Origin of the sequence: Lactobacillus sp. ESL0259 (genome assembly GCF_003693045.1) — a bacterium.
Classification (GTDB): Bacteria; Bacillota; Bacilli; order Lactobacillales; family Lactobacillaceae; genus Lactobacillus; species Lactobacillus melliventris.
On sequence record NZ_REHP01000011.1, the window covers coordinates 46,871 to 63,109 of the forward strand.

Annotated in this window: 14 protein-coding genes; 2 read left to right on the top strand and 12 right to left on the bottom strand. The window is 38.6% G+C overall.

What is annotated here, in order from left to right; all coding sequences use genetic code 11:
• Position 1: 1 nt before the first annotated feature.
• The 3 genes from F5ESL0259_RS08160 to F5ESL0259_RS08170 form a co-directional block, all read right to left on the bottom strand.
• On the bottom strand, positions 2 to 358 hold the full coding sequence (locus F5ESL0259_RS08160; protein ID WP_158596028.1) for a PRD domain-containing protein: 357 nt from the start codon (positions 356 to 358) through the stop codon (positions 2 to 4).
• A gap of 17 nt (positions 359 to 375) precedes the next feature.
• Positions 376 to 1,293 carry a GntR family transcriptional regulator YhfZ gene (gene yhfZ, locus F5ESL0259_RS08165; protein ID WP_122038128.1) on the bottom strand — a complete coding sequence of 306 codons (918 nt, stop codon included), beginning with the start codon at positions 1,291 to 1,293 and terminating at the stop codon, positions 376 to 378.
• Positions 1,294 to 1,461: 168 nt separating this feature from the next.
• Positions 1,462 to 1,767: a hypothetical protein gene (locus F5ESL0259_RS08170; protein WP_046325640.1), complete on the bottom strand. Its 306-nt coding sequence runs from the start codon at positions 1,765 to 1,767 to the stop codon at positions 1,462 to 1,464.
• A gap of 92 nt (positions 1,768 to 1,859) precedes the next feature.
• On the opposite strand from F5ESL0259_RS08170, the gene F5ESL0259_RS08175 reads away from it, so the two are divergent.
• Positions 1,860 to 2,081 (top strand): glycerol kinase, encoded by a 222-nt coding sequence (locus F5ESL0259_RS08175; protein ID WP_122038129.1) that lies wholly within the window; start codon positions 1,860 to 1,862, stop codon positions 2,079 to 2,081.
• A gap of 103 nt (positions 2,082 to 2,184) precedes the next feature.
• Here the strand turns inward: F5ESL0259_RS08175 and F5ESL0259_RS08180 are convergent, their stop codons facing one another.
• The 8 genes from F5ESL0259_RS08180 to F5ESL0259_RS08215 form a co-directional block, all read right to left on the bottom strand.
• Positions 2,185 to 3,042, bottom strand: a complete 858-nt coding sequence (locus F5ESL0259_RS08180) for a sugar ABC transporter permease (RefSeq protein WP_045928744.1) — start codon at positions 3,040 to 3,042, stop codon at positions 2,185 to 2,187.
• Positions 3,043 to 3,044: 2 nt separating this feature from the next.
• On the bottom strand, positions 3,045 to 4,403 hold the full coding sequence (locus F5ESL0259_RS08185) for a carbohydrate ABC transporter permease (protein WP_122038130.1): 1,359 nt from the start codon (positions 4,401 to 4,403) through the stop codon (positions 3,045 to 3,047).
• 66 nt (positions 4,404 to 4,469) lie between these two features.
• Positions 4,470 to 5,693: an extracellular solute-binding protein gene (locus tag F5ESL0259_RS08190; protein ID WP_122038131.1), complete on the bottom strand. Its 1,224-nt coding sequence runs from the start codon at positions 5,691 to 5,693 to the stop codon at positions 4,470 to 4,472.
• A gap of 70 nt (positions 5,694 to 5,763) precedes the next feature.
• Positions 5,764 to 6,870 carry an ABC transporter ATP-binding protein gene (locus F5ESL0259_RS08195; protein ID WP_122038132.1) on the bottom strand — a complete coding sequence of 369 codons (1,107 nt, stop codon included), beginning with the start codon at positions 6,868 to 6,870 and terminating at the stop codon, positions 5,764 to 5,766.
• Positions 6,871 to 6,874: 4 nt separating this feature from the next.
• The gene (pgmB, locus tag F5ESL0259_RS08200; protein WP_122038133.1) at positions 6,875 to 7,552 is read right to left on the bottom strand and encodes a beta-phosphoglucomutase; all 678 of its coding nucleotides are present in this window, start codon (positions 7,550 to 7,552) and stop codon (positions 6,875 to 6,877) included.
• Positions 7,537 to 9,810: a glycoside hydrolase family 65 protein gene (locus F5ESL0259_RS08205; RefSeq protein ID WP_122038134.1), complete on the bottom strand. Its 2,274-nt coding sequence runs from the start codon at positions 9,808 to 9,810 to the stop codon at positions 7,537 to 7,539. The genes pgmB and F5ESL0259_RS08205 overlap by 16 nt, the downstream gene beginning before the upstream one ends.
• 147 nt (positions 9,811 to 9,957) lie before the next feature.
• Positions 9,958 to 11,682, bottom strand: coding sequence for a glycoside hydrolase family 13 protein (locus F5ESL0259_RS08210; protein WP_122038135.1), 1,725 nt, complete (start codon positions 11,680 to 11,682; stop codon positions 9,958 to 9,960).
• 11 nt (positions 11,683 to 11,693) lie between these two features.
• Positions 11,694 to 13,361, bottom strand: a complete 1,668-nt coding sequence (locus F5ESL0259_RS08215; protein ID WP_122038136.1) for an alpha-glucosidase — start codon at positions 13,359 to 13,361, stop codon at positions 11,694 to 11,696.
• A 216-nt stretch (positions 13,362 to 13,577) separates the two neighbouring features.
• Between F5ESL0259_RS08215 and F5ESL0259_RS08220 the strand changes: the two genes are divergently transcribed.
• Positions 13,578 to 14,696 carry an NAD(P)-dependent alcohol dehydrogenase gene (locus F5ESL0259_RS08220; RefSeq protein WP_122038137.1) on the top strand — a complete coding sequence of 373 codons (1,119 nt, stop codon included), beginning with the start codon at positions 13,578 to 13,580 and terminating at the stop codon, positions 14,694 to 14,696.
• A 582-nt stretch (positions 14,697 to 15,278) separates the two neighbouring features.
• Here the strand turns inward: F5ESL0259_RS08220 and F5ESL0259_RS08225 are convergent.
• A complete protein-coding gene (locus F5ESL0259_RS08225; RefSeq protein ID WP_122038138.1) occupies positions 15,279 to 16,229 on the bottom strand; it encodes a LacI family DNA-binding transcriptional regulator in 951 nt (316 codons plus the stop codon).
• Between the last annotated feature and the right edge of the window lie 10 nt (positions 16,230 to 16,239).

A 16,239-nucleotide genomic window follows, 5' to 3' on the forward strand; every position in this document is an offset into this window, starting at 1 on the left:
ATTAATGTCCCCCCTTCGACAGAACATTTACTATATGCATAATAATATACTGATCTTCATCTTTACTAAGGATAATGGGTGATTTTGCTTTCTTTTCTAGCCAATATTGCTTTGCTCGTTGAAATACAGGTTTATTTTCTATTTGTTGCCAAAGATCTGCCGGCATGACATCAATCATCTCGTTATTTCTTTGTCTTGAGATGGTCATTGCCACATGAATTAACAACATCTCTTCTTTATTTCCATCATCATATTTACTCAAATCATTATCAATTTCATTAAGAAATTCAACGTCTAAATCATTGATTTTACCTGCCTGCAATAGCATATTCAGCTTATTTTTTGTCTGTTTTTGCATTAAAAATGACCACATCCTTAATATTCCGGAAGAAGTTCCCCAGAAATCACTTTTTTCTGTGTGCTTAGCAATTTATCTACATCTATCGTTTTCTCTAAAATACTTTTTGTAAAAATATCCGTTTTTTTACCAACAAATACAGCTTGAGAAGAGCGAACAGTCAAGTTATTATCTATTTCACTATAAGCCAGTGGATAGTTATGTTCGACAACTTCATCTTCGTTCCAAATAGCAAAGTCGATTAGTCCTTCTTCTATACTCTTGCTCACTTGGTTATATGGCATTTGAATTAACTGTACATCTTGGCCCTTAGTCACATATTTAGTCAGTAAAGTATAATCAATGGACTGTGTATCTACCCCAATTTTGGCACCACTTTTTATTTGTGCATCTTCACCTTTTCTGAAAACTAAAACGTGCTTTGTAACATAAGTTTGTTCAGGCAGTACTAAAAATTCCGCTAAGTTGTCATTTTTTTTAATTAAATAATCAGCAGTTAATCCTGAAGTTATAATGAAATTGCTACGATCTTCCTGTAATCCCGAAAGTCTCTTTTCACTACCATTCATATACGAAAGACTAACCTGAATCTCATTGTTGAAAAATGCCTTGTAAATTCCAGTTGCGAGTCCTTCATATTTTTTAGTATACGGCAACGGCAATGAACCAACTAGCGTACGATTTCCTAAATAAGAAAGTAGCTTTTGGTGATTAACGTTTTCAACAAATGTACCTAAATGACCTCTTGATCTCGTACTAATTGCACCATCCTCCTTTAAGATACTAATTGCTGCCTGCATTGTACCCTGAGATATATTTGATTCTTTACAAAATTCCTCTACTGTTGGTACACGATTGTCAGGTTCCAAAAGTAAATACTTTTTTGCTAAAAATGTTAGCGCTAATCCTCTCATTTTATACTGTGCAGTTTGCAATTTAAAATCCCCTTTTTATAGAATATTCAAAATACCGTATATTGAATACGGTTTCAGTATTACTCAAATTATGATTTTTGTCAATAAAATATTTATAAAAAAATACATTGGGCAATAAACTCAATGTATTTTTGTTAGCTAGGATAATTAATTTTTATAAACTAATTTTCAAATACTATCATGGCTTGCTGATGACTTCAATTCATAAAATAGTATTATTACCGCCATGAGTACAAATGAAATTGAACAAATTATAAAGGATTTAGTTGCACTTGTATTTCCAATCAGTTTCCCCAAAGCTGCCATCACATATGGTGCTATAAAGCAGCCTAAGTTGCATCCTACCATGGCTACTGATACGCTCATATTTTCTGATCCTGTTGGTGCTTTAGCCATTGCTTGCCCGAAACTATAGGGTAAAAACAGAGACCATGCTAATCCTACAACTACCATTAATATTGACAATTCTGTCATATTAATCACTTTAGAAATTAAAAAATAACAAATAGCCAGAATCGAAAAAACTATTTCCTCAAGTTAACCATGAAATTCATACTGATGGGGGAATGATTCACAATCAATATCTAATGCAGTATTTAAGTAACATTGCTCAAAGAAACGTTAAAACTGCCGCAATTTCAGAACTCAGTGCTTTCGGCAGTGCCAATAATGCAGTTCATTATTCTAAAGAAATAAATTATTCAACTGTCTATATTTCAAAAATGGATCCGCGTGACTCTAATTTTTATATTCAAGAATGGCATAATTGGATTAACAAACTTTCATAATCTTTTATTACAAATTGAATGTTAACGACCACTTAATGATTTCAAAAAATATTACCCAAACAAAAAATGCGACCCATGTGAGCCGCATTTTTCTTACTAAGTCCTATCCCTTTTCTGCACCAGCAGTAATACCGTTAACGTAAAACTTCTGCATGAAGACGAATAAGATCGTGATTGGAATAGCGATAATCACACAACCAGCAACAAACTCCGCAAAGTACGCGGTAGCATTGCCTTTAGTGTTGTGCACCATGTTATAAAGTCCGTACGCAATTGTGTATGTTTTAGGATTGCCAGAGGTTGACAAAATAATTCCCGAGAAAATAAAGTCAGTCCACGGACCAATAAAGGCTGTTAAAGCAGTGTAAACTATCATAGGCTTAGCTAATGGCAAATCAACGTGCATGAAGATTTGCCATTTAGTGGCCCCGTCAATTTCAGCTGCTTCATCAATTGAAAATGGTACCGTGTCAAAGAAGCCTTTGGCAACGTAGAATCCCAGTCCGGCGCCACCGACATATACCAGTAGCAGGCCGCCCAGGTTTAACATGTTTAAGCCCTTTAAAATGTAATAAAGAGCGATCATTGACATGAATCCAGGAAACATGCCCAAGACCAGTGCAATCTGCATGAACGGCTTTCTAAACGAAAAGCGTAGCCGTGACAAAACATAAGCAACCGAAATCGTTAAAAAAGTAGAAATGATCATTGATAGTATAGAAACAATCAATGTGTTAATAATCCAGCTGACTAGTGGGTACTGCGAATTAGTAAAAATACCAATGTAGTTGTCAAAAGTAAATTTGTCAGGCCAAAAAGTTGAAACAAATCCCGTATCATTATAGGAAAAACTGGCTAATATTATCCAGATAATTGGTAAAATCCAAACTACGGCCAGGATAATCAATAATAGATAACGAAAAATAAGTGAAAGGCGTTTTTGATTTTGATATGATTTCATTTTTAGCCCTCCTTAAAAGCATTGGTATGGCGGTATGCAATTAATGAAAATACCGCACTAATAATAAAGATGAGGATACCCAAGACCGCTGACGCATTGTAGCGCTGCTCCTGACCAAAGGTTAAGTTGTACAGCCACGTTACCAGCAGGTCGGTAGAACCCGCACCATTATACTTGTTATTCATTGGTGCTCCGCCAGTTAACAGGAAGATCACGTTAAAGTTATTAATATTACCAATAAACTGTTGAATAAGAGATGGTGCCATCACAAATAATATTTGTGGAAAAGTAATTGATTTGAATACTTGTAATGCATTAGCACCATCAATTTTTGCGGCTTCAATTTGATCCGTTGGCAAATTTTGAATAATCGCAGTCGAAACCAGCATTGAAACCGGGATACCGATCCACATATTAACAATAATAACCGTTATTCGTGCTACCAAAGGTGACGCTTGACTGTCAATAAAATGTAACGGATGAGAAATCCAGCCAATATTCATTAAGATATTGTTGAGTGCGCCCTGATAATCTAAGAACTGAGCCATCATTAACAAAGAAACAAACTGAGGTACAGCCCAGACAATCACAAAGATTGTCCGCCAGAAGCCTTTATGTTTTATTCCTTTAGATTCAATCAGCAAGGCAAGCAAAACTCCAAAAAAGAATGTAGTTGCCGTAGCAGCTACTGCCCAGACAAGAGTCCAGCCCAAAACTGGGAAGAACGTGCCTGAAAGGTCACCACTAAGGACATTGCCGAAAGCTTGAAATCCTGTCCAAGAAAAGGCAATTGGGTGTTGCCGGTTATAGTTGGTAAATGCCATTGAAATCATAAAGATTGTTGGCAAAATGGTAAAACAGAGAATACCGATGATTGGAAAAGTCATCAGAGTATCATGCAAACGAGAATCAAACAAGTTTGCCAGTTCTTCTTTATTGGTTAAAATGTGTTTGCCATCCCGCTGGAGCACATAATTTTTTCTGGTAGAGCGCAGATTGACAATGTATAAGTAAACCATTGCAATACAAACAATAATTGCCAGTAAGCCAAACAAAAGAATCAAAACTGAATTTGAAGGTTGCTTGGTAATATAAACGCCTTGTGCGCTATCATAAACAACCTTTTTACTTTTAATTGGTCCCAAACTTGACAACATACTAATTGCGGATATGCCACTAAAAACAAACCAAGCAATAAAGGCCACTTCTGCCAGCAATAATGCTAGGCCTTTTACCCATTGCTTATTTGCCAAAGCATTGGAACCCATAAAAAAGAATGATAATTTAGTAGCAATATTGCCTTTAGACCATACTTCCTTAAAGGTTGCCTCAGGTGCCGCATGTTTTTTCTTTCTAAACATAATTCTTCCTCTTCTTGAACAAAAAGGTTGGGCACTACTTGTCCAACCTTTAAGTATTTTAATTAACTATTTCTTTGATGAGTGCTTAGCTAATTTATCAAGTTGTGCTTTATATTGATCAGGTTTAACTTTACCATCATATGCACCATTGATTAGAGGAGGAACATCGTTCCAGAAGACAGACATTTGTGGTAATTTCGGCATTAAGACTGAATTGCCAGGTTTAGACATTTCAATAACCGCATCAGCAACTGGATCATTCTTAATTACTGGGTCATTAACTGCTTCCTTAAGAACAGGGATTTGACCAGCTTCTTTGTGCGCAATTAATTGTGACTTTTTATCTGTAATAAATGCTGCTAATTGTGATGCAGCCTTAGGGTTCTTAGTATGAGCATTAACAGCGAACCCTTCGATTCCCAAAAAGGCCTGCATTTGCACGTTCTTGCCACCAACATTAATCATTGGGTACTTAGCAACAGCAAAGTTCTTACCTAAAATTTTCTTAATATTAGCTGCGTTCCAAGGACCATCCAAGATGGCTTGAGCGTTGCCCTTCTTCAATTGGTTCAAAGCATTAGAGGTCTGCATTACGCCCTTATTATTCTTTTGCTCTGCAAACCACTTCAATGCGTTAACACCTTTAGCAGAATTAAAGGTTGAGCCCTTCAAATCTTCACCACTGTCACCATAAAGCTTTGTACCAGCAGAGAAGAATACCGGCCACATAACATAAGCGTTAGTAAAGTCTGTTGCCACAACTCCCTTTGAAGTTAAAGTCTTCCAGTCTTTTACATCGCTTGCTGATAATTTAGACTTGTTGTAATAAATTGTTTGCGCTTGTTGTGCATATGGATAAGCATAGATCTTGCCTTTCCAAGTTACACCTTTAGCTGCAACGTCAATGTAATTAGACTTGATATTGTTACTATCTTTTGGTGACAGCGGGTTAATATAACCAGAATCTGCCAGTTGGCCTAATTGATCATTTGGTGCTTCAAAAACATCGGCTGCTTTTGAAGGGTCCTTACCCACATCAGTTTTAGCATTAGCTGATCCGGTTGGACTTTGCGTAACGCGCACTGAAATATTCTTATGTGATTTAGTAAAATCACTGGCAATTTTCTTGTAGTATGATACCTGGTTAGTATCAACCCATAAATTCAGCTTGGTATTTTGATTACTGCTGCTGCTTGATGAAGAGTCTGACTTACCATTAGAACATGCTGCAAGTGACATTGCAGCTAAAACTGCTGTACTTCCTAAAGCTACTTTCTTCCAAATATTCATGTTATTTACCTCCTAATATAAAACAACATGTTTTTATATCAATGACAACTAAAGTCACTGATTTTATTCCCTAATTAACTACCGCCAAGGTTGTATCCTTGTCGAAAAAGTGTGCTTTGTTTAAATCAAAGCCCATCTTGACCTTTTGCCCTGGTTGATAAACATCTCGGGCATTGATGTTAGCTACAAACTCAGTTTCATCCACTCTTTGGTAAAGCTGAATAGTAGCTCCCAAGAGTTCAGAAACAACGACTTCAGATTCGACCACCGCGTCAGGCCAAGTTTCTAAAAAGGCCTCTTCTGCGTGGATATCTTCTGGCCGAATACCCAGTATCAAGTCGCGGTCATTATAACCCTGCTCATTAAGCAGTTTTGACTTGCCTTCAGGTATTCCCAGATTAAGGCCCTTGCCATCAGTGACTTGACCGTCGTGATAGTGGACATTAAAGAAATTCATTTGCGGTGAACCGATAAAGCCGGCGACAAATTGATTAACTGGATGGTTATATACTTCCTGCGGTGTCCCAATCTGTTCAATTTTACCAACTGACATTACGACTACCCGGTCAGCCAAGGTCATAGCTTCAGTCTGATCATGAGTAACGTAAATCGTAGTTGTACCTAAGTTCTGGTGCAGCTTGGCAATCTCTGCCCGCATGGAAACACGCAGTTTCGCATCCAAGTTTGACAGGGGCTCATCCATCAAGAAGATGGGAGCATCCCGCACTATTGCCCGTCCCAGAGCAACTCTTTGCCTTTGACCACCAGAAAGCTCTGCCGGCTTTTTATCCAAATATTCACGCAAATTAAGAATCTTGGCAGCATTTTGTACCCTTTTATCAATCTCATCTTTATGATAATGGCGCAGTTTCAAGCCGAACGCCATGTTATCGTAGATTGACATGTGCGGATAAAGCGCGTAGTTCTGGAAAACCATGGCAATATGGCGGTCTTTAGGTGCCACATCATTCATTACCTTATGATCAATTTCAAGAGTACCTTTGCTAATATCCTCTAATCCCGCAATCATTCTTAAAGTAGTTGATTTACCACAGCCTGAGGGGCCGACAAAAACAATGAACTCTTTATCTTTAATGTGTAAATCAAAGTCTTTCACTGAATAGTGATCATTGCCTTCATACTTTTTACACATATGGTTTAAGTCAACTTCAACCATATCTTTAACCTACCTTCTTATTATTTTTCTTAAATACAGCCACAATTTTATCCAGCTTTAATTCTTCTGTAGATTTAACGATATAATCAGCTCCTTTAAGTATTTGTTTATCTCCAATTCCCACTGCAAACTGGTGCGCAGCCTTAATTGCCGCAACACCGGCAGCCGCATCTTCAAAGCTAATCACTTCATCATTATGCAGCTGCAATAATTGCTGTGCTTTTTGATAAATTTCCGGATCCGGCTTGCCGCGTTTCAGCAAAGCAGGATTAACAATTTGATCAAATTGAGCGGCAATACCCAGCTTACTCAAGATTTTGGGGGCATTTTTAGAAGCAGAAGCAATACACATTTTCAGACCTGCTTTTTTGGCGTCTGCTAATAATTCTGTAATTCCGGGCAAAATATCAGCTGGCGTCATGGTTTCAACCTGCTCTAAAAACTTTTCATTTTTTTCTGCCGCAAATTCTTCTTTTTGGGTCTCAGTGTACTTATTTTCCTGCTTGCCATACTTCAGAATTAAATTAAGAGAATCCATCCGTGATATTCCCCGCAGAGAATCTAACTGCGCGCTGGTTAATTTAATTCCCAGTTCTTGAGCTAAATTATTCCACGCTGCCAGGTGAAATTTGGCTGAATCTGTCAGCACACCATCTAAATCAAAAATCAGGCCTTTAAGCAATTTTGTTCACCCTCTTTTAAAGTAACCTTTTGCTCTTTAACTAAAATTGTCAATTCTTGTCCGCTAATTAACGTAATACATGTCTCCTGCTGCGTCACTTCTACCTGAATTAAGCGGCCGCGATAATTAATTTTAAAACTATACCCGGTCCAATTATCTGGCACAAAAGGATTAAATCTCAATTGATTGTGATCATAACGCATGCCAGCAAATCCCTGGACTATTGCCAGCCAAGAACCGCTCATCGAAGTAATGTGTAGGCCGTCATTCGTATCATTATTGTAGTTATCGAGGTCTAGGCGTGCCGTGCGTTCATAAAATTCTACTGACTGCTTTTTACGCCCTAATTCCGCTGCCAAAATTGAATGGATACAGGCGGAAAGGGAGCTTTCATGCACCGTCAACGGCTCATAAAATGCAAAGTTACGCTCTTTTTGTTCCTTGGTAAACCTGTCATCCAAGTAATAAATACCTTGCAATACATCGGCCTGCTTGATGAAAGGTGAACGTAAAATTTTATCCCAAGACCAATGCTGATTTATTGGTCTTTGGTCAAGCGGAATTTCTGTAGCCGGTCTAATATCTTTATCCAAAAAATCATCTTGCTGCAAGAAAATGCCGCGTTCTTTATCTTCAGGTAAATAAATATTTTCAATAATGTCCTGCCATTTTGCCTTTTCTTCTTTAGTTACGTTTAAACGCTCTTGAGCAGCCTTATCCGCAAGTGGCAGTCGCTCTAAAGTATATTGCAGTACCCATTGCGCCATAATGTTGGTAAACCAATTATTATTAACATTATTGTCGTATTCATCAGGTCCTGTTACTCCGTGGATAACATATTTATGCCGCCATTTAGAATAATGGACTCGATCAGCCCAAAATCTGGCAGTGCCTACCAGGACATCCATGCCTTCGTTCTTAACGTATGATTCGTCTCCCGTATAACTAGTATACTGTTTGATTGCAAAGGGAATATCTTCATTACGGTGTATTTCTTCAAAAGTAATTTCCCACTCGTTATGACATTCAATCCCGTTAAAGGTTACCATTGGGAAAAGTGCTCCGGCTAAGCCCTGCTGCTGGGCGTTATAATAGGCACCGTCAAGTTGATCATGCCTGTATTGTAATAGCGCCCGTGTGACATTCGGCTTAGTAATACATAGATACATCGGAAAGATAAAAGCCTCTGTGTCCCAATATGTGGCTCCACCATATTTTTCACCAGTAAAACCTTTAGGACCGATATTAAGTCTCTTGTCTTCACCGTAATATGTCATGAATAACTGTAAAATGTTAAAACGAATACCCTGTTGCGCTTCATCATTGCCGGTAATAACCACATCACTTTTAGTCCAACGCTTTTGCCAAACCGCAGTATGATCAGCCAAATTTTCTGCAAAGCTTTTTGATTGCAATTGTTGCATCAACTCATCCGCACGATCGCTTTGCTTTTCGGGTGCTACATCACGACTGGTAATTACGATCACATCTTTTTCTAAAGTGTAACTTTCTCCAGCATTTAAAGTAACTGTCAACTTCTCACTTAACTTTGCAGTTGCAGTTTTAACAGTACCCTTAACAACATGATTATTATTTCTTAGGCCTGCTTTTAATAAAACCGTAAACTGAGGCACATCGTAAGGATTAGGCTTGGTTATAACTTGAATAGAACGCTTTGCAGCATTCTCATTGCAGCTAAGCCAAAAATGTTCATTATAGTTACTGTCTTCATTAGTAACTGTGCCATCAAGCGTTGAATTAAACTCAATTTCTGCCTGACCTGCAAGTACAGTAGCTTTAACAGTGATTAAAGCCGCTTCTTTTAACCTAATGTGTAAAAAACGCTGAAATTCAAACTTGATTTTAGTATTTGCACCCTCATAAATAAAACTGCGGCTAAGCAAACCTTGATGCATATCTAATTCAAAATAAAAATCTGTAAATTTAATCTTGGCTAAGTCAATTTTTTCATTATTAACTGTGATGCCAATTCCAATAAAGCTGGGGGCATTAATGGTTTTGCCAAAATATTTCGGATAGCCGTTTTTCCACCAGCCTACTCGCGTTTTATCTGGGAACCAGACACCTGCTAAGTATGTACCCTGCAGTTGATCGCCAGAATATCCTTCCTCAAAATTACCGCGCATCCCCATATAGTCATTGCCAATCGCAGTAATGCTTTCCTGCAGCCTTTTATCTACCGGGGAAAACTTGTGTGTGGCAACTTTCCATGGGTCAACCTCAAAAATTCGTTTCATTTACTTTCGCTCCCTCTTTGATGAGGTTTTTTGTTTACGCTTTCATTATTCGCAAAAACAGGGTATTTGACAATAGCAAAATCGCTGTTAACGGTATCAGAATCATGTTTTAAAAAAACAACCAGCACCAACTAGTTGTTTTTAAAATTAATTTGCAAGTTCAATGACAAATCCGTGCTCGGCAAGTTGCCCAGCTGCAAAATTCTGACTTAATACTACCCGGCCGTTTGTGGCAACAGCAATCTTATCAGGACTTGTATTAAAAAGAGCAGTGATCTTTTCTGCACCAATTCGCTTAACTTTGATTAAGCCGGTAGACGTAACGCTTAGACTGATTGTGCCGTTACCTAAAGTAGCAGCATGGTTATTTCTAAAAGCAATCAGCTTTTGCACTTTATACCAAAAAGGCGTGCCCTCTTTTTGCCAGTCCATTGGCTTGCGGCAATCGGGATCTTCTCCTCCCGTCATTCCCATTTCAGTACCGTAATAAATGCACGGGCTGCCAGTCTGCACGAACATAAAAGTCAGGGTTTGCAAAGCCAGCGCTTTATTTTCACCTGCAAGCGTCAGTAAACGGGCGGTATCATGAGAATCAAGCATATTCATCATGGCCTGATTCGTGCAGTCGCGGTACATCATTAGTTGATCAGTAAGAGCCGCAACCAGTTCCTGGGCTGTTTTTGTTTTGTGCAGAAAATGCTCCTCAATCTGTAAAGTATACGGATAATTCATCACTGCAGAAAATTCGTCACCGTTGAGCCAAGGCCGTGCACTATGCCAAATTTCACCTACAATATAGAAGTCCGGTTTAATTGCAGTAAGCGCATCATGGAATTTTCGCCAAAAATGATGGTCTACTTCGTTAGCAACATCCAGCCGCCAGGCATCAATATCAAAATATTTTACCCAATAAGTTGCAATTTCCAGCAGAAAATCTTGGACTGCAGGATTGGCAGTATTTAATTTGGGCATTTGTCCTTCAAAAGCAAAGGTATCATAATTTGGACCGCCTGCCTCAGGTCCTTGATATGGTTTAACTGGAAAATGATTAATATGAAACCAAGATGCAAACCGCGACTTAGTGCCATTTTTGATTACATCCTGCCACTGCATTGACTGGCCGCCTAAATGATTAAAGACAGCGTCCAGCATTACTTTCATTCCCCTTTTATGAGCTTCACTCACAAACTTGGCAAACAAATCCTTGTCACCAAAATCAGGGTCAATTTGCAGATAGTCTATCGTATCATACTTATGATTGGAACTGGCCTTAAAGACCGGACACAGGTATAACCCATTAACGCCCAGTTCCTTTAAATAGTCCAGATGGTCAATAATACCCTGTAAGTCGCCTCCGTAAAAATCTTCCCGTCCGGGATGATCTTGCGGATTCCAGGGTTTTGTGCCTTGAGGGTCATTATTTTTATCACCATTGGCAAAGCGCTCAGGAAAGATCTGATACCAAACAGTGTTTTTAACCCAGTCAGGTGTTTTGGTTTGATCAATTTCATGCAAGTAAGGTAATTTGAAGTAGCTGCTGTCAGCTGCTAAATTTGCTGCGGTAAAGTCTTTGATCCCGCGGTCTCCAACAATTTTATGGCTGTCATCCTGGCCAATGACTTCGAAAGTATATTTAAGGCGGCGATAAGGAGCTTTCAAAGTTGCTACCCAATAATCAGTTACCTGCCCTTGTCCCGCCTTAGTCATGGCCACGGTTTTATCAGTCTTGGTATCAAGATAATTATCAGTATAATGAACTATTACTTTTTTAACATCATTTTTGGCACTATGGAACCGAATCCGCACATGGTGCTGACTAATGACAAAACAGTCTTCGCTTTCTGTTCTATGTTTCAGGGCTGCTAATTGCATTTTTTCCTCCATTATTTACTTAAAACCACACCAGAATACGGCATCAAAATTAATTCATCATTATTTAAATAATGCTGTCCGGCAGTTAACATGACTTTCCTATATTCACCAGGTAGTTTAATTTTTAATTTTTGACTGCTTAGTGAAACAGCCACGATTGCACTATCATTTGCTAAATCCCGCTGGTAAACGTAGCTGTCATTAGCGGTTGCTAGCAAGTAAAAACTACCTGATTGAAACAAAGCCGTTTTTTTCAAACTAATCAGTTGTCTGTAGAAGTTAAACATACTGTCAGGGTCATCCAGTTCGGCCTGAACATTAGCGTTATTTTGACTTTGCCCTTCAAGCCACGGACTCACTTTTGAAAAACCATAATTTGGCTTTTTAGCTGTCCACGGCATCGGCCCTCGTGCCGGCATTTTATGCGTTTGACTGACCATTTTTAATGCTTCCGCTTTTGTTAGATCCCAATCTGCAGCTTTCGTGATAAAGCTTTCCGCTTCTTGATCATTAAACTCTTCTTCAGCAGTAAAAAGCAGGTTTTTTAAACCCAATTCTTCGCCATAGTAGATAATGGGGATTCCCCGTTGCAAATACATCAGCATTGCTAAGCTGCGTGCCTGTGTTTCAGTTTTTGCTATTCTGCTAGCCAGTCGCGGCATGTCGTGATTGCTCCAATATAATGTAGGTTGAGAAACCTGCGCCAGAGTTTGCTGCCAAATAACCTGTGTCTTCTTAAAAGCATCCCAGTCAAGTCCTTTAGGCTGAACAGCTGCAGGCAAGTTAGGATCAATGTGCCTTTGATCATCCTTAAAATAACGAAAAGTAACAACACTATCTAAAAGATGGTGGTCTTTTGCCGTATAGTCTGCTGCTAAGTTAACATTAGCGCTGGCAGCTTCCCCCAAAAGCAAAGCTTCCGGATAATCCTTTTTTATCTGCTCACAAAATGGTCGCAGCCATTTTTGAACTTGGGGCAAATTAGCAAAAAAGGGTTCGGCAACTACCGTTTGGTTATTTTCGTTTGCAACTTCCTTTACCGGAAAACTTTGCCGTAAATCTGCCTTGGCAATATGAATAAAAGCGTCAAGGCGCAAGCCATCTATTCCTTGAGCCAACCAAAATTCCGCAATTTTGAGCATTTCTTGTCTTACTTTAGGATTACGCCAGTTTAAATCGGGCATGTGCTTGTCAAACAAATGGAAATAAAATTGGCCCGTACCTGCCGGATCCGGTTCCCAAACGCTGCCGCCAAAAAAGCTGCCCCAGTTATTGGGACGCTGATTATTTGCACCTGCAAAAATATAGTAGTCGCGGTATTGACTATGCGGATCACTTTTGGCCTTTTGAAACCATTCATTTTGATCAGAAGTATGGTTTAAAACAAAATCTAGAAGCACATGAATCCCTACTTGATGACAAGCAGCAATTAGAGCTTTCATGTCTTTCATTGTTCCCATTCGGGGATCGATTTTAAAATAATCTGCCACATCATAGCCGTTATCAACCTGCGGTGAAACAAAGATAGGATTTAGCCAAATAGTATTAATACCGAGCTGCTGTAAATAAGGTAATCTCTGCCTGATGCCATTTAAATCACCAATACCATCATCATTACTGTCTTGAAAAGACTTGGGATAAATTTGGTAAATTATTGCATGCTCATACCAGTGCGTCATAAATTTATACCTCCACTTAAAGTTTAGCTGAGAAAGCTGGTGAGAGGCAATGGTAATGGCAATGTTACCGCTATCAGAAAAAATCGCCGCTAGTTCAATATAAATTAGTGTAGTGCGTTATATTCAGGTATGTTTTTTCCTAAAAAACTATTGCATTTTTATGTGTACAGGTTCACAATAATCTTGAAATCGCTAACAGGTAAGGAGGATTTTTTTATGAAAATAAAAGCTGCTGTTGTTAAAAAAATGGGCGATCCGTTTGAGATCGAAGACAATATTGATTTACACGAAGTAGGACCAACTGACTTGCAAATTCACATGGTGGCAAGCGGAATCTGCCACTCAGATGAAGCCTTGCGCAAAGGTGATTCAAGTGTTGGCTACCCGGTAATTCTAGGACATGAGGGTTCCGGAATTGTTGAAAAAGTTGGTGACCAAGTTAAAAACTTCAGTGTAGGCGATCACGTAATTTTATCTTTCTACGCTGATGGTATTTGTGATAATTGTTTAAAGGGTATCCCTACCCAATGCCGTCATTATAGTGACTATAATCTTTCTGGCGTCCGCGCAGATGGTGATGATCATTTTCAAAAAGATGGTCACAGAATTTGTGATATGTTTAACCAATCATCATTTACTACCACTACTGTGGTTGATCAGAGAAACGCGGTAAAAGTTGCTGATAGTATCGACTTGCGCAAAGTTGGCCCTCTAGGCTGCGGCTACGTTACCGGTTCCGGTACTGTTTTCAACACTCTGAAAGCTAGACCAGGCGATACCATTGCTGTCTTTGGTACTGGCGCAGTAGGATTAGCTGCAATGATGGCTGGTGTAATTAGTGGCTGCACCAAAGTAATAGCAGTTGATGTTGTTCCAGAGCGGCTTGAATTGGCTAAAGAATTGGGTGCTACACACACAATCAACAGTAAAGAAGAAGACCCAGTTGCCAAGATCAAGGAATTAACTGGTGGATATGGCGTTGACTGGACAGTTGATACTACTGGTGTTTCTGGCGTTATTAAAAATGCTGTTGAGGCCTTGGCACAAGGTGGTACCTGCGCAGCAATTGCCGTAACAGCTCAGAACCTGACTATTTCTACTTGGAACGATCTTTGTGTAGATGATAGAAAAGTGGTTGGCGTTAACATGGGTGATGCCATTCCACAAGTTGACATACCAAGATTGCTTGAGTTCTATCAATTAGGGAAGTTTCCATTTGATAAGACTGAAAAGTTTTATCAATTTGAAGATATTAATCAGGCTAATGCTGATTCAATTTCTGGTAAAACAATCAAACCTGTTTTAATTATCGATCCTGATTACAAACCTGAATAATAAGGAAAATAATCTTACATTAAAACCATTTATTAGAGTCTGAGAGAATTAGTTTTTCTCCAGAAAATATGACCCCCAAATTTAGGACAAATTTGAGGGTCATATAATTCTTACTTGCCTTTTGCTTAATTTCATAATAAGATTTTGGTATTGGACAATTTAATTCTTGTTCAATACCCCAGAAATGTGTGAAATTTGGGAAAAGCAAGATATATTTATTTTTAAATAATTAATGCCAAAACTTTTTTTGAAAAATTGTTTTGGCATTTTTTGTGAGTTCATTTATATCAGTTCAATTCTCTTGCGCGGATTTCATACCGTAAAAATATACATATTAAAATCATTATTTTAAGCTAATCTGTGCTAAAATAAATGGGTGCAAAGTAAATCTGTTATTCATATTTTTTACCGTAGTTTGTGATTAATTAAAGTAGAAGTATAATCTACTTTAGTGTTAGTGAATGGTCAGACATATTGTCTGACCATTCACTTTTTTGCCTAAAAAAAGACTAGACGTTAAAAAACACATAGTAATCAAGCCGATACCTGATTATTATGTGTATTTCTGTTTGTACTTATATTTTACCTGGTTGATTCTCTTTTAACTAAGGAAGGCTTAATTAGTGCCTCTCCTTGAGGAGACCCTTTTTGATCAATTTTGCGTAAGAGCATGTTGGCCAAGAGTTCACCCATTTTAAAAATTGGCTGTTTAACGGTAGTTAACTTCAAGTTGGAAACCTGATCCAGAAAAACGCCATCGTAACCAATCACACCAAAGTCAGCCGGAACTTTAGCCTTTTCATCCTGCAATTGCCTGACCACTCCTGTAGCAATACGATCACTGGCACAGATAAAACAAGTATCTTTAGGAAACTTGTGGAAATTTTTTTTGATTACTTCTTGCGCAGCGTGACTGTGATTAGCAATGCGGTAGATTTGCGGGACCTTTTTGTGCTTCTGTAAAGTATTGACATAACCCGTTTCACGCGAATACTCAAATGGCTCTCTGACATCAATGCCAATGAAAATAACGTTTTGGTATAACCGCGAAAGTGCATATTTTGTCGCCAGTTCTCCACCATACTGGTTATTATTATCCACATAATCATAGCCATGATGATTTTCGCCAAATAAAATAAAGGGTTTTTTAAGGCTGTCAAATAAAGCATAATCACTGGAGCGGGCACCAGTAATCAGGTAGCCGTCAAAGTTGCCGTCTTCTATTTGATTTCTGTCTGTAACCAGCTGGATGGCATATTGCTTTTTAGATAACCCGCGAGCGATACCAAATAGCAGGTTCATATAATATGGCTCTGTCGTATCCACATCTTCCAGCGTGACAAATTTAATCACATTTGTCCGCTTATTTACCAAAGCCTGAGCAACATAATTAGGGTGATAATCCAGTTCATCCATCGCCTGTTCAACTAATTTGCGCAATTCATCGGTTACTTGTTCAGGATGATTAATCACCCGCGAAACTGTCATCTTTGAAACATTAGCCTTTTTAGCAACATCAAGCAAGGTTACCATCACGATTCGC